The sequence below is a fragment of the Tenacibaculum litoreum genome (assembly GCF_964513915.1).
GTDB lineage: Bacteria > Bacteroidota > Bacteroidia > Flavobacteriales > Flavobacteriaceae > Polaribacter > Polaribacter litoreum.
The window spans coordinates 202,384-217,692 of the sequence record NZ_CAZEQS010000004.1; the positions used below are offsets into that span (position 1 = coordinate 202,384).

Annotated in this window: 17 protein-coding genes and 1 tRNA gene; 10 read left to right on the forward strand and 8 right to left on the reverse strand. The window is 30.6% G+C overall.

Annotated features, from left to right (window positions below; translation table 11 throughout):
• Positions 1 to 182: 182 nt before the first annotated feature.
• From ACKTTR_RS12415 to ACKTTR_RS12425, 3 genes are all read left to right on the forward strand, one after another.
• A tRNA-Pro gene (locus ACKTTR_RS12415) sits at positions 183 to 257 on the forward strand.
• Between the two features lie 115 nt (positions 258 to 372).
• Positions 373 to 1,236, forward strand: coding sequence for a helix-turn-helix domain-containing protein (locus ACKTTR_RS12420; RefSeq protein WP_408028152.1), 864 nt, complete (start codon positions 373 to 375; stop codon positions 1,234 to 1,236).
• Positions 1,237 to 1,317: 81 nt separating this feature from the next.
• Complete coding sequence (locus ACKTTR_RS12425; protein ID WP_408028153.1) at positions 1,318 to 1,953, forward strand: class I SAM-dependent methyltransferase; 636 nt, start codon at positions 1,318 to 1,320, stop codon at positions 1,951 to 1,953.
• 209 nt (positions 1,954 to 2,162) lie between these two features.
• On the opposite strand, the gene ACKTTR_RS12430 is transcribed toward ACKTTR_RS12425, so the two are convergent.
• The 6 genes from ACKTTR_RS12430 to ACKTTR_RS12455 form a co-directional block, all read right to left on the reverse strand.
• Positions 2,163 to 2,549 (reverse strand): hypothetical protein, encoded by a 387-nt coding sequence (locus ACKTTR_RS12430; RefSeq protein WP_408028154.1) that lies wholly within the window; start codon positions 2,547 to 2,549, stop codon positions 2,163 to 2,165.
• A 10-nt stretch (positions 2,550 to 2,559) separates the two neighbouring features.
• Positions 2,560 to 2,979 carry a GreA/GreB family elongation factor gene (locus ACKTTR_RS12435; RefSeq protein WP_408028155.1) on the reverse strand — a complete coding sequence of 140 codons (420 nt, stop codon included), beginning with the start codon at positions 2,977 to 2,979 and terminating at the stop codon, positions 2,560 to 2,562.
• 11 nt (positions 2,980 to 2,990) lie between these two features.
• Positions 2,991 to 4,292, reverse strand: a complete 1,302-nt coding sequence (locus ACKTTR_RS12440) for a Glu/Leu/Phe/Val family dehydrogenase (RefSeq protein WP_408028735.1) — start codon at positions 4,290 to 4,292, stop codon at positions 2,991 to 2,993.
• 67 nt (positions 4,293 to 4,359) lie between these two features.
• Positions 4,360 to 4,530 (reverse strand): hypothetical protein, encoded by a 171-nt coding sequence (locus ACKTTR_RS12445; RefSeq protein ID WP_408028156.1) that lies wholly within the window; start codon positions 4,528 to 4,530, stop codon positions 4,360 to 4,362.
• Between the two features lie 183 nt (positions 4,531 to 4,713).
• On the reverse strand, positions 4,714 to 6,039 hold the full coding sequence (locus ACKTTR_RS12450) for a sigma-54-dependent transcriptional regulator (RefSeq protein WP_408028157.1): 1,326 nt from the start codon (positions 6,037 to 6,039) through the stop codon (positions 4,714 to 4,716).
• Positions 6,040 to 6,044: 5 nt separating this feature from the next.
• Positions 6,045 to 7,142 (reverse strand): sensor histidine kinase, encoded by a 1,098-nt coding sequence (locus ACKTTR_RS12455; RefSeq protein WP_408028158.1) that lies wholly within the window; start codon positions 7,140 to 7,142, stop codon positions 6,045 to 6,047.
• A gap of 148 nt (positions 7,143 to 7,290) precedes the next feature.
• Between ACKTTR_RS12455 and ACKTTR_RS12460 the strand changes: the two genes are divergently transcribed.
• From ACKTTR_RS12460 to ACKTTR_RS12470, 3 genes are read left to right on the forward strand one after another with little or no spacing between them, the layout of a single operon-like run.
• The gene (locus tag ACKTTR_RS12460) at positions 7,291 to 7,902 is read left to right on the forward strand and encodes a DUF4230 domain-containing protein (RefSeq protein ID WP_408028159.1); all 612 of its coding nucleotides are present in this window, start codon (positions 7,291 to 7,293) and stop codon (positions 7,900 to 7,902) included.
• A complete protein-coding gene (locus ACKTTR_RS12465) occupies positions 7,902 to 8,267 on the forward strand; it encodes an MmcQ/YjbR family DNA-binding protein (RefSeq protein ID WP_408028160.1) in 366 nt (121 codons plus the stop codon). Before ACKTTR_RS12460 ends, ACKTTR_RS12465 begins: the two co-directional genes overlap by 1 nt.
• 4 nt (positions 8,268 to 8,271) lie before the next feature.
• Complete coding sequence (locus ACKTTR_RS12470; RefSeq protein ID WP_408028161.1) at positions 8,272 to 8,820, forward strand: 5-formyltetrahydrofolate cyclo-ligase; 549 nt, start codon at positions 8,272 to 8,274, stop codon at positions 8,818 to 8,820.
• A gap of 46 nt (positions 8,821 to 8,866) precedes the next feature.
• Here ACKTTR_RS12470 and rho read toward each other — a convergent pair whose 3' ends face one another.
• Entirely contained in the window at positions 8,867 to 10,492 is a 1,626-nt protein-coding gene (gene rho, locus ACKTTR_RS12475; RefSeq protein ID WP_408028162.1) for a transcription termination factor Rho, read from the reverse strand.
• Between the two features lie 199 nt (positions 10,493 to 10,691).
• Between rho and ACKTTR_RS12480 the strand changes: the two genes are divergently transcribed.
• The 4 genes from ACKTTR_RS12480 (at position 10,692) to ACKTTR_RS12495 (ending at position 14,818) form a co-directional block, all read left to right on the forward strand.
• On the forward strand, positions 10,692 to 11,126 hold the full coding sequence (locus tag ACKTTR_RS12480) for a DUF4293 domain-containing protein (RefSeq protein WP_408028163.1): 435 nt from the start codon (positions 10,692 to 10,694) through the stop codon (positions 11,124 to 11,126).
• Positions 11,127 to 11,344: 218 nt separating this feature from the next.
• Positions 11,345 to 12,001, forward strand: coding sequence for a response regulator (locus ACKTTR_RS12485; RefSeq protein WP_125344720.1), 657 nt, complete (start codon positions 11,345 to 11,347; stop codon positions 11,999 to 12,001).
• A 267-nt stretch (positions 12,002 to 12,268) separates the two neighbouring features.
• Positions 12,269 to 12,937 (forward strand): hypothetical protein, encoded by a 669-nt coding sequence (locus ACKTTR_RS12490; protein WP_408028164.1) that lies wholly within the window; start codon positions 12,269 to 12,271, stop codon positions 12,935 to 12,937.
• 54 nt (positions 12,938 to 12,991) lie between these two features.
• Positions 12,992 to 14,818, forward strand: coding sequence for a tetratricopeptide repeat-containing sensor histidine kinase (locus ACKTTR_RS12495; protein ID WP_408028165.1), 1,827 nt, complete (start codon positions 12,992 to 12,994; stop codon positions 14,816 to 14,818).
• Here ACKTTR_RS12495 and ACKTTR_RS12500 read toward each other — a convergent pair.
• The gene (locus ACKTTR_RS12500) at positions 14,801 to 15,298 is read right to left on the reverse strand and encodes a metallophosphoesterase family protein (protein ID WP_408028166.1); all 498 of its coding nucleotides are present in this window, start codon (positions 15,296 to 15,298) and stop codon (positions 14,801 to 14,803) included. The two genes, ACKTTR_RS12495 and ACKTTR_RS12500, sit on opposite strands and share 18 nt — an antisense overlap.
• Between the last annotated feature and the right edge of the window lie 11 nt (positions 15,299 to 15,309).

A 15,309-nucleotide genomic window follows, 5' to 3' on the forward strand; every position in this document is an offset into this window, starting at 1 on the left:
ATTTCTAGTTATCCGCTTTTAAATATATTTTAACTATTGTCTTATAAAGTCAAATTATTTAATAATTATTTCATTTTTTTATTTGTCGTTTACTTTTTTTTTCTACATTTGCAGTCCCAATTATTCGGGGTGTAGCCTCTCGTTTAACTCGAGATAAACTACACTACGAATTTTACACTTTTCGGGGTGTAGCGTAGCCCGGTCATCGCGCCTGCTTTGGGAGCAGGAGGTCGCAGGTTCGAATCCTGCCACCCCGACTAAAAAGTCCTAAAATCATCTGATTTATAGGACTTTTTTATTTTTTAGAATTACTTATTATTCCTTGCTCTTTTTCTACTTAAATTTGTATTGCTTTAGTTTGATTCTAACCTCATGAAAACCATTCCTGTAAGACATTTAAAAGCTTCTATTAAAGAACCTAATTTATCTGGTAACTTTACGATTAAAAGCCTTCAGGAGCTTCTTAGTGGGAAAGATATGGTTCATGAACTTCACAGGCACGATTTCTACTTCTTTTTAGTATTAAAAAAAGGCACAGGAAATCACGAAATAGATTTTGTAGATTATAATGTAGCTAATTATACTGTTTTTATAATTCGCCCTGGTCAAGTACACAAACTAAAATTAGGAAGTAATAGCGAAGGTTTTATGATTCAGTTTAACACTGATTTTTATTACCCTATTGATAAAAGAATGAATTTTTTATTACAAAAGGTAAGTGCTTCAAATCATTATCTATTAGAAGAAGACCTTTTTTCAAGAATTAACCTTTTATTGGCATCTATTTTTTCAGAATACAAAGATAAAGCTGAAGCATATAAAGAAGTTATAAAATCTAATCTTCATATTCTTTTTATAGAGTTACTAAGGTTAAAAAGCACCAACAATAAAGACTCTAATACAAAGGATCTATATATTCAAGAATCTCTTGAGAAATTTCTACATTTATTAGAAACAAACATTACTAGGGTAAAACAAGTTTCAAAATATGCTAGTATGTTAAATCTATCTAACTACCAGTTAAATACCATAACAAAACAGACTTTAGGTAAAACAGCTTCAGAAGTTATTAATGAACAAATTATACTAGAATCTAAAAGGTATCTTTTAGCATCTTCCAATCAAATAAACCAAATAGCATATTATTTAGGATATGAAGATGTTTCATATTTTATTAGATTTTTTAAAAAACACACTGGCTACTCTCCTGAAGCTTTCAGAAAAAAACTAACATAAGTACAATACTACTTTACAATTATCCTATAGTAGAGACTTAGACTCAATATACTTTTACATCATATAAATTAAATTAAAAATATGATGATAAAAGATGATTTAAAGTATAAGGAATTTTGGAATGAAAAATATCAAAACACCAACTTTGCCTATGGCAAAGAACCCAACTTATTTTTTAAAGAAGAGCTTCAAAAAATAAAAACTGGAAAAATCTTATTACCTGCTGATGGAGAAGGTAGAAATGGTGTATATGCTTCCAAATTAGGATGGGATGTTACTTCTACCGATTTAAGTATTGAGGGAAAAAGTAAAGCTCTAAAACTAGCCTCTGAGTTTAATGTAAATCTAAAGTATGTTGTAGGCGACATACAAGATCTTGAACTTCCAAAAGAATCTTTTGATGTTATTGGTTTAATCTACGCACATTTTTCTGCTTGGAAAATTTCTATTATTCATCAAAAATTGACTACACTTCTTAAACCAAAAGGATATATAATTTTAGAAGCGTTTAGTAAAAATCATCTGAATTATCAGAAGGATAATCCCAAAATAGGTGGTCCAAAAGACATAAATATGCTTTTTTCTATAGAGCAAATACAACAAGATTTTACTGGTTTTGAAATTCAAGTTTTAGAAGAAAAAGAAGTCTTTTTAAATGAAGGAAATTCCCACAACGGTAAAGGAAGTATAATTCGTTTTATAGGTAAAAAACTCTAGTTGAGAATGAGAAAAATACTAATTGTAGTATTGGTATTTACATTAATGGTAAGTTTATTATACAAAGTTGATTTTTAGAAAGAAAAAGATAAGGAGTACTATATGAAATTGATTCTTGATTATATGGAAACAAAAAAACCTTGGAACTACATGATTCCAAGGTTTTACAACTAACTCTACAAATCTAACATACTTGCTTTACAAGAATGCTATTCTTTTAGTAAAACTTCATCAAAAAACTTGTCTTTAAGTTTTTGATAAACTTCCAAATTTTTGTGATAACTCTCACGTAACCTATCGTACTCTCCTAAATATGCCATGTCACATTGTATATCATCACACTCTGCTACATTAACATACGTATTTGAGTATGATAAGACAGTTTTATAAAGCTCATTATTCAATTTTTTCCTTTCAGAAAAAAGTTCCAATGTTTCTTCAGGTATAGCTTTATTTATTAAACAGTGTTTACATAAACTTAAAAGATTCTCAATTTCTCTATTAATATATTTCAATTGATTTACCCATCCTTTCAGTTCTACATGGTTGTATTTATGTACTACATCTATATCGCTGCCGTGATTATTAAGTGTCATTTTTTTGTCTTTAAATTAAGGTACTAAAACTCTCTTTCCCTTCCTTTTGAGTTACTTTTAAAATTTTAACTTCTTTCTTTCCACCTGGTAAATCCCAGTGAACTACATCGTTTAAAGCATAACCAAATAAAGCTATACCTATAGGCGTTAAAATAGAAACTTTGTTGTTTTTCAAATCCTTTTCAGTTGGTTTTACGATCTGAATAGTTTTTTCCCAAACATCTCCAGAAGCTATAGTTACAACAGTATTTAAGCGTATAACATCATCTAGCATTTCTTCTTCATCTAAAATTTTAGCCAATTTTAACTCTTCAGCAAACTTATCTAATGATGTTTGTACTTTACCTTCTTCAGTATGCTCTGAAACATTTAGTAAACTCTTAATGTACACATACTCTTTTTTCTCTAAAACTAAACTTCCGTGTTTCATTTTACTGCTTTTTATGGAAAAATACCTCGTTGAACATATGCCTTTTCAATACGTTGTATCGCTATACAATAAGCTGCCTTTCGCATATCTACTCCTTCTAACTTTGCATAATCTGAAACTCTGGTATATGAATCTTTTAGTTTCTTATCTAATCGTACAATAACCTCTTCCATATTCCATAACTCACCGTTACGATTTTGAAGCCATTCAAAGTAACTAGTAATTACACCTCCTGAATTACATAATATATCTGGGATTATTGTTACACCTTTTTCTAAAAGGATTTTTTCTCCTTCAACATTTATTGGTCCATTTGCTCCTTCAGCTATTAAATTAGCTTTGATTAAATGTGCATTATCTTCAGTAATTTGATTTCCTAATGCTGCAGGAATACAAATATCACAGTCAGTAGCAAAGAAGTCTTCTTTTTCTATCTCTGTTGACTCTGGATATCCAACTAAACTTCCATTATTAGCTTTTGTATAGTTAAAAAGGTCTTCTACCTTGATTCCATTTGTATTTTGAATGCTTCCATAAGCATCTTGAACTCCTATCATTTTAGCTCCTTCTTGTTCTAAAAAATAAGCTGCCCAATACCCTACATTTCCAAAACCTTGAACGATAAAAGTTTTACCTTCTAAGGTTTGGTTATTTTCTTCTACCCAAAACTTAATAGTTAAGAAAACTCCGTAACCTGTAGCTCTATCTCTTCCTTCAAGACCTCCACTACCTATTGGTTTTCCTGTAACTACATGTTGATTCATAGAACGCTCTGCTGGTGCTTTTGTACTCATATAGGTATCAGCCATCCATGCCATTGTTTGAGCATTTGTATTAACATCTGGAGCAGGAATATCATGCTCTGGCCCAATATTATCTCCTAATGCAAACGTAAAACGTCTAGTGATACGTTCTAATTCATCTTTTGAGTATTTAGTAGGATCTATTTGTATCCCCCCTTTACCTCCACCGTATGGCAAACCTGCAAGAGATGTCTTCCATGTCATCCACATAGCTAAAGCTCTAGCTGCATCTATATCTACTGTTGGGTGGTAACGTAACCCTCCTTTATATGGCCCCAAAGCATTGTTATGCTGTACACGATATCCTTGAAAAATTTCAACATCTCCATTATCCATTTTTACTGGAAAATTAACAATGATTTCATTATTCGTAATACTTAATATCTTACGAATATTAGGGTGCAAACCAATTTGATCTGATGCACTATTAAACTGTTCTAGTACATTATCAACCATTCCTCTAGCATTCTTTCGCTTCGCTGGTTTTTTTAATTCTTTGGTTAATGTCATCTCACTTATGTTTGAATTTATTTTACTTCCTAAAGTTTCACTTTTTGTATTATTCATACGTTATTTATTATACAGCTTGCATTTCTTGTTTCATAGCAGTTACGTCATCTTCTTTTGCTTTTTCTGCACTCACCTCATTATACTCACTACACGACCATACCTTTTCTTTAGATTTGGTTAACACACATATATTTACTTCTGTACATGATGGACAAATATTAAAAGGATTAGTGTTCATAAATTATATTCATTTTATTCTTTCCTATAAAGGCAAATGACATGCCGCTAAACATGCCAAAAAAACAAAAACTTCTAAATCCCTTTATTTATGAAGGACTCAGAAGTTTTTATAAATTTTTATTTAAAATAAAAGTGGGTAATTTCTCCTCGGGTGGAGAAAAAACACTCAGAAAAAGTGTTGTTATTCTTTTAGTTTTTCTCGTAATGTCTTACGATCTATTTGAAGAATTTTTGCTGCTTTTGTTTTATTGTTATTAGTTGCGTTTAATACATATTGTATATGACGTTTTTCCATATCTTTTAAGGAGATTAATCTTTCCTCAGAAAAATCAACATTATACTTTAATGAATCAGGTAAATGCTCTACTTCTACTATGCGATCACACATAATTACCGCACGCTGTATTATATTCTCTAACTCTCTAATATTCCCTGGCCAATTATATCTTTGTAGTATAGCTAAAGCTTTAGGACTTATTTTTACAAACCTATCTTTATATTCCACCCCATATTTAAACAGAAACTTTTCTACTAACATAGAAATATCTTCTTTCCTTTCTCTCAAAGGTGGCACCTCTATTTCAACTACTGTCAACCTATAAAACAGATCTTCTCGAAATGTTCCTTTTTGAATCATCTCTTTTAAATTATTGTTTGTTGCTGCAATAATTCTAACATCTATTTTCTCTGCTTTTTGAGCTCCAACCTTCACCACTTCTTTTTCTTGTAAAGCTCTTAATAACTTTGATTGTACATTTAATGAAGCATTGCCTATTTCATCTAAAAAAATAGTTCCTCCATTAGCCGCTTGAAAAAAACCATTCCTGTTACTATCTGCTCCTGTAAAAGCTCCTTTTATATAACCAAACAACTCAGACTCTAATAAATTCTCAGGAATTGCTCCACAGTTTACCGCTATGTATGGACCTTTAGCAAATTTTCCTTCATAATGTATTGCACGTGCCACTAACTCTTTACCTGTTCCACTTTCTCCTCTAATAGAAACTGTTGCCTTATTGTTTTTTACTCGATCTATTATTTGAAAAATTTCATTAATCTTTTCTGAAGAGCCTATCATATCTCCATAAAAATATTTTTTCTCTTTTTCTTGAGTAGTTTTTTTCTGGCTTATTGCTGCTTTTTTTAAAGCATCATCCATTGCCGTTTTCAACTCTTCTTTTGTAAACGGCTTCGTTAGATATGCTACTACTCCTGACTTAATGGCTTCTAGTGAATCTTGAACAGATGGATATCCTGTTACTATAAGTTTAGGTAGCTTTGGATAGTGTTCTGAAACAAATTTAACAAGCTCAAAACCATCCACTTCTGGCATTTTTAAATCGGTTATTAACAAATCAATTGGGGTATCTCTTAAAATTGTAACCGCTTCTTTAACCGATACTGCCTTGTAGGTATGATAATTCCAGGATTGTAAATGCCTATGTAACAATTCTAAGATATGAACATCATCATCTACTATTAATATATTTTCTTTTTTTAACGGCATTTCTTTTATTTTGGTAACCTAACCTCAAAGATAGCACCTTTTTCAATGCCATTTTTAGCAGTTATTGTTCCTTTATGACTCGATACAATACCATGCACAACACTTAATCCTAATCCTGTTCCTTCTCCTGTTGGCTTCGTTGTAAAGAAAGGTTGAAATACTTTTTCAAGAGCTTCTTCACTTAATCCTATTCCTTCATCAGAAATTCTTAATACCACTTCTTTATCTGTTTGAAATGTTTCAATAGTCACCAGTCCATCTTTAGGTGAAAAGTAAATAGCATTAATAATAAGATTGAAAATAATCTGAGTAAGTTGAACCGTATCTGCTCGCAACCACAATTCAGATTCTTCTACTTTGACTAAGTATTTTACAGATTGTCTTCTAAAAGTAGCATCCAGTAAATTTATAGCATCTTTTATACTTGGAATTATATTTACTTTTTTCATTTCTTGCGGCATTTCACAAGCAAAATACATGAGTTTTTTTACTACTTCTCTTGAAAATATAGCACTTTGAATAATTTTATTTACATCTGCCAACCCCTTTTCATTACTTGACATATCTGCCTTTAACAACTCTGAGTAACCTAATATATTAGCTAACGGAGTATTTAACTCATGGGCAATTCCTGCTGTTAGTTCTCCTAAGATTGACAAACGGTCGGCGTGTTCCATTTTACGCCTCATCGACAGCTCATTGTTCTTTATTTCAATACGCTCTAAAAGTCCTCCTATTTTTATAGCAACAGTATCAAATAATTCTTTTTCCTCTTTTAGATATAAGTTATCCTTAAGTTCCTTTCCTTTTATAAATGCTGATATTTTTCCTTTAGATATATTAAAAACAGAAATAGTACTTGAAATTATACAAAGCTCATCTTTTGTATTTTTTTCCTCTTCAGAATATTCTTCTATGTCGATAAAAACTCGAGTATTTTTTGGAAACTGTAATGCTCTTTTTAAACTTTTTGCAATTGCTTTTAAAGTTACATCAACTTGATCAAGGTTGGCATTTATTATTAAAGATGTTACCTCATAAAGACAGGTTAATTCTTTTATACGTTCTTTTAGTTCTTTTTCTGTTGTACTTGCTGACCTCATTGATTAGTTTTTATTAAGCTCTGATAAACTCTTGCTCTTTCTGGGAATAAAAATACAAAATAACTCTCCTTCGCTCACTTTGCCTTAAAAAACTCCTACATCATATATTCTCTTTTATGCTTTACCTATTTTATGTAAATTCGTAGTTATGGAATTACTTTTTATAGGTTTGGCAGGAGGTGCCATTATATCCTATTACATTTTTAAAAAATTCACCTCTGCAAAAAGAAAAAATTTAACCGAAAAACAATCGGTAGTTCTGCTAGATAAGATTAAAAAAGTATCTAAATTAATTACTGTTGAAGGGGAATTTGCCGAGATATACCATCATGAAAATACTAAAGAAAAATTTTTAGGACTTGTTACCAGTAAGAAAAAAGCTATTATTCTAATTAATGCTAAAGTGCATATTGGTTTTGATTTTAGGAAAATAAAAATGCATACTGACACAAAGAAAAAGGTATTGATTTTATCTGAATTCCCACAACCAGAAGTGTTTTCAATAGAACCTAATTTACGTTTCTACGATATTCAAAACGGATTACTTAACAAATTTAGCTCTGAAGATTTAACTGAAGTTAATAAAGAGGCTAAAGAACATATTCTTCAAAAGATACCTGAAAGTAACTTAATGCAAACCGCAAATAAAGAAGCTTTAGAAGCTGTTACCTTAATGCAAAATTTAGTGGAAACTATTGGTTGGAAGTTGGATTATTCAGCTTTGAAAATTCCTGAATCAACTCAAAACTTAATTGAATAATGAATATTGAAGAATTTCGCAACTATTGCATTACCAAAAAAGGAGTTACTGAACATTTTCCTTTTGATGATAATGTTTTAGTATTTAAAGTAATGAATAAAATGTTTTCGTTATCAGGTTTAGATAGCTGGGAGCAACATGAGCCTAAGGTTAATTTAAAATGTGATCCTGAACGTGCTTTAGAATTAAGAGCTGATTATGAAAGTATTAATCCAGGATTTCACATGAGTAAGAAACATTGGAATACAGTTACTTTAAACAATGATGTTTCTGATACTTTTGTTTTTGAATTGATTGATCACTCATACGAACTTATAGTAAAAGGATTAACAAAAAAGCTTAAAGAAGAATTAAAATCGTTGTAACCCAATGCTTAAATCTAACCTTAGAAAACTATACAAACAAAAGAGAAATTCTCTTACTCAAACAGAAAAAGAAAAACTACAAGAGAGTATATATCAACAAATATTCGAGTTACAAACTAATGATATTCGTACAGTACATTTGTTTTTATCCATGAGAAAGTTTAATGAAATAGACACGAAGCCTATCATTGATTTTTTTAGAGATAAAGAAAAAAGGGTTATTGTAAGCCGATGTAATTTTGAAGACGATACTCTTTCACATTTTTATTTTGAAAAAGATACTAAACTAGAACTTAACAAATTTGGTGTTCCGGAGCCTATAAATGCAGAACAAGCTAATGTAAAAGATATCGATTTAGTTTTTGTCCCTATGCTAATTTCTGATGAGCAAAAATACCGAGTTGGTTATGGTAAAGGATTTTATGATCGATTTTTATCAGAGTGTAGAGAAGATACGCTAACTGTAGGCCTTAATTTCTTTCCTCCTATTAAAAAAATAGAAGACACTCATGAGTTTGATGTTCCACTAGATTTTGTGATATACCCAAAATAAAAAATCCTGCTGAGAGCAGGATTTTTTATTTTATATAAACTAACGACTATCCGTTCATTGAAATCAAGAATTCCTCGTTATTTAATGATCTTTTAATTCTATCTTGAATAAACTCCATTGCTTCAATAGGGTTCATATCAGCTAAATACTTACGTAATACCCACATGCGTTGTACTGTTTTTTCATCTAATAATAGATCATCACGACGTGTACTCGACTTAATTAAGTCAATTGCAGGATAAATTCTACGGTTTGCAATATTACGCTCTAATTGTAACTCCATGTTACCTGTTCCTTTGAATTCTTCAAAGATAACCTCATCCATTTTCGAACCAGTTTCAGTAAGTGCAGTAGCAATAATAGTTAAAGAACCTCCATTTTCAATATTACGAGCTGCTCCAAAGAAACGTTTTGGTTTATGTAATGCATTTGCATCAATACCTCCAGATAAAATCTTACCAGATGCTGGTGCTACGGTGTTGTATGCTCTTGCTAAACGTGTAATAGAATCTAATAAAATTACTACATCATGTCCACATTCTACTAAACGTTTTGCTTTTTCTAACACAATATTAGCTACACGAACATGCTTATCAGCTGGTTCATCAAAAGTAGAAGCAACCACCTCACCACGTACACTACGTTGCATATCGGTAACCTCTTCAGGACGTTCATCAATTAATAAAACGATTTGATATACTTCAGGATGATTCGCTGCAATTGCTTTTGCTACATCTTTTAACAATACCGTTTTACCAGTTTTAGGCTGCGCTACAATCATACCACGTTGTCCTTTCCCTATTGGAGAAAACAAATCGATAATTCTAGTAGATAATGTGCTCCCTTTTTCTGCTAAATTGAATTTTTCATCAGCAAATAATGGAGTTAAATGCTCAAAAGAGACACGATCACGTACAATATTTGGATTTAATCCATTAATTTTTGAAACTCTAATTAAAGGGAAGTACTTCTCACCTTCTTTTGGAGGACGTACATTACCTCTAACCGTATCACCTGTTTTTAATCCAAATAATTTAATTTGAGATTGAGAAACATAAATATCATCTGGAGATGACAAATAGTTATAATCAGAAGAACGTAAAAACCCATATCCATCAGGCATCATTTCTAATACACCTTCACTCTCTATAATACCATCAAATTCAAAATCAGGATCACGGTACTTATTACCGCTTTTATGATGTTGTTTATTAGTATTCTGATTTTTATTGTGCTTATTACCTCTATCTCTGTTGCTATGATTTTTATTATGCTGCTGCTTTTGTTGTTGAGGTTGTTGTTGCTTTTTATCTTCAACAGCTTTAGGAGGCTGTTTCTTATCTTCTACCCTCTTTTTAGGCTTGGCAACCGGCTCCTTTTTTTCTGGAGCTTCTTTTACCTCAGGCTTAACAACAACTTTATCTTCTTGTTTTTCAACAGTATTAGTTGTGGTATTAGCTTCTGTTTTAGATATTCTTTTTCTTTTTGGCTTCTCTGCTTTAGGAGCAGGTTTTGGTTTAGCCTCATTAGCACTTGCTTCTGCTTGCGCATCTAAAATTTTGTATACTAAGTCTAACTTCTTAAGTTGACTAATTTTCGTTAATCCTATTGATTTCGCAATAACTTGTAAGTCAGCTAATTTTTTAGTTTTTAATTCCGAAATATCGAACATTCGTTAAATAGTTAAGTTACTAAAATCCTTTATGTATAAAGAATTATTTTGTATTAAGTTTTGTTTTGAGTGCTAATTATATAGGGGCTATATAATAATTTTGTGCGGTTACATACAAGGCAAATATATACAAATATTTTAACTTCTAATATTTCTTTTTAAAAAAAGAAGTATTACATTTGCTACCCGATAAAAAATTATGATACAAAGAATACAATCTATATACTTATTAGTAGCAGGAATTATCTCTGGAGGATTGACTTTTTTATTTAGTCTTTGGAGTAACTCTCAAACTAACGCTATCTATATTTTAGATTTATTTTCTGGGAACTCAATCTTAGAAAAAAGTATTCCTGTTTTATTTTTTATTTCAGCTTTAGTTTCATTTGTAACAATATTTTTATTTAAAAATCGTCAGTTACAATTTGTACTAAACCGCTTAAACATTTTGATAAACCTTTTTTTATTAGGAGTATTGATTTATTTATCACAAACATTATCTGGAGAAGCTTTGGTTTCTGAGAAAGGTATTGGGATGTTCTTTCCTATCATTGTTATTTTGCTGTTAGTTTTAGCAAATAGAGCCATTAAGAAGGATGAAGATCTTGTAAAATCTGTAGATAGATTACGATAAGCCTAACATCTTAGTATATTTAGTGCGAAAAAAACCGAGATTTAAATCTCGGTTTTTTATTTTTGTTTCCTAGGCTATTCAAGGCCTATAACCTTAAATGTTAAAGAAATGTTAAAAAAAACTCAGGGTTTTCCCTGAGTCATTGATGAAACAATTAGGGATACTGTGTATTGTACACACTCTTTTAACCTCATAAATTTGTAACTGTAATAACAACTATGAATTACAACAAGATAAAAGTTCACATAGCAGATGACCATAAAATATTAATAGACGGAGTCATTGCTTTATTAAATACTGAAGATGACATTGAAGTTGAGGGTTTTTCTTTAACAGGTAGACAAGTAGTAAACTGGTCTTCTAAAAATACAGCAGATGTATTAGTTTTAGATATAAACATGCCTGAGATGGATGGTATAGAAGTTTTAAAAACGTTTAAAAAACGTAACACAAACATTAAAACAATAATACTATCAAGCTTAAGCGACCCAAAACTAGTTCAAGAAATGATAGCACTAGGCGCTAATGGTTTTGTTGATAAAAGTCGAGCTAATGAGCAAATAATTGATGCCATAAAAGTTGTTCACAACGGCATACAATATATTAGTGAAGATATTAAAGTAAAATTATTAGACTTATATGCTTCAGATGCAAAAGACGAAGATGAACCAGAATTTTTGCATGGGGATTTAACTGAGAGGGAAATTGCTGTATTAAAGTTAATTGCTAAAGAGAAAAGCTCCAATGAAATTGCAGAAAAACTCAATGTCAGTATAAAAACAGTAGAAACATATAGAAGTAATTTATATAAAAAATTAAAAGTAAAAAATGTAGTAGGTTTAGCGATGTATGCAGTGAGAAACAAAATAGTGTAAAGACATAATCAACCCTTCAAATTTTCTTTAGTCCCCCAGATTAAGAAGAAGCCCCCCGAGTCTATACACATAATGCATCGCTAATCAACTACTGCTATTAACAATAAACCCAATAGCGATGTACGCGTTATTTAACATAGTATAGAAAACCCCTTCATTTTGTTTTCTTTTATCCCCTAAGAGATATCGTCCCCCGTCTCTTAACATCTATCCTAAGTACATCGCTATTTTTTAAAAAAATCTAATCTCAATAAACACCAATAAGTCATGAAAAAATTTACTCCTTATTTCCTAGCTTTGAGCCTTAGTGTTATTTTTGCTTCTTGTTCTTCTAACGAAGCGGAAGTTATAGAGAATAACCCAGACAACTTACTACAATCATATACACTAAAAAGAGATGCAACTGGTGCTTATTCTATTGATTTTAACACAACAGATAACACAGATGTGACAACAGTAACTAATGTAGACAACTCTAAAGAAATAATTTTAGCTGAAACCCCACAAAAAACAGCGACCAAACACTCTAATGATTTTTCTATTGAAAACGATCATTTAAAAATTGGTTTCTTAGAAGCAACCAATGGGAAACGAAAGAGTATATATGTCGAGGATGAAAATATTACCTTTGCTAAAGGAATTACAGAATTTTTAAATTCGTACAGTATAACAGCAAATGAAGACGGAACATATCAATTAAATTTTGTAGTTAACAGTAACGTAGCCACAGATTTTATATATAATGAAAAGATTGAAGCTTATGAAGTTCATCTGTCAAGTGGAGATGCTTCACAAAAATCATTTTCTAGACAGTTAGAAGTGGGGGCAAATGAAACATTAAAGATTAATTTTGTTAACCACAAAAACACTTCTGGTAAATCAGATTCAGAAACTTACGTCTCTATTGAAGAAAAACCCGTTATTGTAATATCATAAATATCAACATTGTTTTATTTAAGGAGAACATATATTTTATTTTATTTTTTATTAATGAGTTTTGCAATTTGTGCTAATAATAGATTGAAGCAAGAACGAAAAAAAAACTCTATTTTTAATAAAGAAACTACTTCTCTGTATAAAGGTCAAACTTTTTCACAGAGAGATAGCTCTTTGTTAAAAAAAATAAAAGAATCAAAAGATCTTTTTCAAAAAAAAAATTATTCTCAAAGCTTAACCAAAGCTCTATTTCTTTTAAAAAAGAGTAAAGAAATTAAAGACTTAGATTCTGAAATAGAATTATATTTTTTAATAGGGGATATTTTTACTGAAACTAACAATTACTCTAAAGCTTTATCGTATTACAAGAAAGCTAATCAAAAACTTAGACATGAAATTCATTCAAATTATAACAATGAATTTGAAAACCCCAAGCCTAACCTTACCTTTATAGAAGATTGGTATGCCAAAAGCTTACTTGACATTGGTAGTTCTTTTCTAAGACAAGAAGAACAAGATAGTTCTCTCGTATATTTTCAAAAGTTAATAAAAATTAAATCTAAATCAAAAGATTTATTATCATACAAGGCAAGGGCGTATAGTAACTTATCTGGTATTTATTTTAAAAGAAAAGAATATAACAAGGCAAAAGAAAATGCAAACTTCGCTATAGAAATACATAAAAAACAAAATAATAAAATATTCTTATCAGCTGCAATAACTAATTTAGCTAGTATTTATCTTCTTGAAAAAAAATACAATAAAGCAAGAGAAAAATACTATGAAAGCCTTGAACTTATAGAAAATGATACTAGTATAAAAGCTGTTAAATTTAAAGAAAGATTATACCTAAACCTATCTTTTGCACTATATAAACTTAAAGACTATACAGCCTACGACTATCAAGAGAAGTCTTACAATATTAAAGATGATTTAAGAGACAAGGAAATAAGAAGAATGATTGAAGAGATTTATGCTCAACAAGAGGTAAATTTAGAAAAAGAGAAAACAGCTTTAGTTGAAGAGCAGCGAAAATTAGAAGAAGCCCAAGAAGCTAAAACATCTATGCTCTTTGGTGCTTTAAGCTTTTTAGTATTAATTGTTTCAGGAGTAATCATATACAACTATAAACTTCGCCAGAAAAATCTACGTCTTAAATTATCTGAAAGTAAACTTATCCAACAACAAAACCTTGAAAAAGTACGATCGGAAGCACAAGTTAAAATTCTTAACGCTACGATTGACGGAAAAGAAACTGAACGAAAACTCATCGCAGAAATATTACACGATAATGTTAGTGCATTACTTTCATCTGCTAACATGCATTTAACAGCTACAAAAAAACAATTTAATGGTGATATGCCTCAAGAAATAGAAAAAACACAAGCTATTATTTCTGAAGCCTCACAAAAAGTAAGAGACTTATCTCACAACCTAGTTTCTTCAATTTTATTAAAATTTGGGCTAGAATATGCTATTAAAGATGTTGTTAAAAAGTATTCTAACAGCCAGTTAAAACTTGAAGTTTCAGCAAAAAACATCAACAGATACAATCAAGAGTTTGAAATAAAAATATTTAATGTGATTCAAGAACTAATCAACAATATCTTGAAACATAGTAAAGCCAAACATGCACAAATAGATTTAAAAGAAGAGAGAAATCAACTAACCGTTCTCGTTAAGGATGATGGGGTAGGATTTTCTACCTCGTCTTCTTCTTTTTCTGATGGCATAGGCCTTAACCAAGTTGAAGCTAGAATTCACATGATGGATGGTAAGCTAACTATAAAATCTGTAGTAAATGTAGGCACCTCTATACTCATTAAGGTCCCTATACTAAAAAAAGAAAAAAATCTTAGCAAGCTAACCTCTGTTAGCTAGTTCGATAACTTCCATATTCTTTACATTACCATTATCTATTTCAAAACGCAGCATGGTTCTAACTTTATGAAACCCATGATTCCCTGCTGCTCCAGGATTCAAATGCAATAAGTTTAATTTTTTATCGTATTGAACTTTTAAAATATGCGAATGCCCGCAAATAAATAATTGTGGTGTGTTCTTTTTCAGTTCTTCTCTAACTCTTTGATTATACTTATTCGGGTATCCACCAATATGAGTTATCCATACAGAAACACCTTCAACAGTAAATTTATTGTCTAATGGAAACTCTACCCTAGCATCTTTATCATCAATGTTTCCATAAACAGCTCTAAGTGGTTTCAGTTTTTTTATTGTATCAGTTACATTTAAATCACCTATATCACCTGCATGCCAAACCTCATCAGCTTGCTTTACAAACTTTAAAATTTGCTCATCAATAAAACTATGTGTATCGGAAAGGAGTAAAATCTTCTTCATCAGGACAAAAC

Coding starts and splice junctions, on each gene's coding strand:
- ACKTTR_RS12420 (WP_408028152.1), top strand. CDS start 373: ATGAAAACCATTCCTGTAAGACATTTAAAAGCTTCTATTAAAGAACCT.
- ACKTTR_RS12425 (WP_408028153.1), top strand. CDS start 1,318: ATGATGATAAAAGATGATTTAAAGTATAAGGAATTTTGGAATGAAAAA.
- ACKTTR_RS12430 (WP_408028154.1), bottom strand. CDS start 2,549: ATGACACTTAATAATCACGGCAGCGATATAGATGTAGTACATAAATAC.
- ACKTTR_RS12435 (WP_408028155.1), bottom strand. CDS start 2,979: ATGAAACACGGAAGTTTAGTTTTAGAGAAAAAAGAGTATGTGTACATT.
- ACKTTR_RS12440 (WP_408028735.1), bottom strand. CDS start 4,292: ATGACATTAACCAAAGAATTAAAAAAACCAGCGAAGCGAAAGAATGCT.
- ACKTTR_RS12445 (WP_408028156.1), bottom strand. CDS start 4,530: ATGAACACTAATCCTTTTAATATTTGTCCATCATGTACAGAAGTAAAT.
- ACKTTR_RS12450 (WP_408028157.1), bottom strand. CDS start 6,039: ATGCCGTTAAAAAAAGAAAATATATTAATAGTAGATGATGATGTTCAT.
- ACKTTR_RS12455 (WP_408028158.1), bottom strand. CDS start 7,142: ATGAGGTCAGCAAGTACAACAGAAAAAGAACTAAAAGAACGTATAAAA.
- ACKTTR_RS12460 (WP_408028159.1), top strand. CDS start 7,291: ATGGAATTACTTTTTATAGGTTTGGCAGGAGGTGCCATTATATCCTAT.
- ACKTTR_RS12465 (WP_408028160.1), top strand. CDS start 7,902: ATGAATATTGAAGAATTTCGCAACTATTGCATTACCAAAAAAGGAGTT.
- ACKTTR_RS12470 (WP_408028161.1), top strand. CDS start 8,272: ATGCTTAAATCTAACCTTAGAAAACTATACAAACAAAAGAGAAATTCT.
- rho (WP_408028162.1), bottom strand. CDS start 10,492: ATGTTCGATATTTCGGAATTAAAAACTAAAAAATTAGCTGACTTACAA.
- ACKTTR_RS12480 (WP_408028163.1), top strand. CDS start 10,692: ATGATACAAAGAATACAATCTATATACTTATTAGTAGCAGGAATTATC.
- ACKTTR_RS12485 (WP_125344720.1), top strand. CDS start 11,345: ATGAATTACAACAAGATAAAAGTTCACATAGCAGATGACCATAAAATA.
- ACKTTR_RS12490 (WP_408028164.1), top strand. CDS start 12,269: ATGAAAAAATTTACTCCTTATTTCCTAGCTTTGAGCCTTAGTGTTATT.
- ACKTTR_RS12495 (WP_408028165.1), top strand. CDS start 12,992: ATGAGTTTTGCAATTTGTGCTAATAATAGATTGAAGCAAGAACGAAAA.
- ACKTTR_RS12500 (WP_408028166.1), bottom strand. CDS start 15,298: ATGAAGAAGATTTTACTCCTTTCCGATACACATAGTTTTATTGATGAG.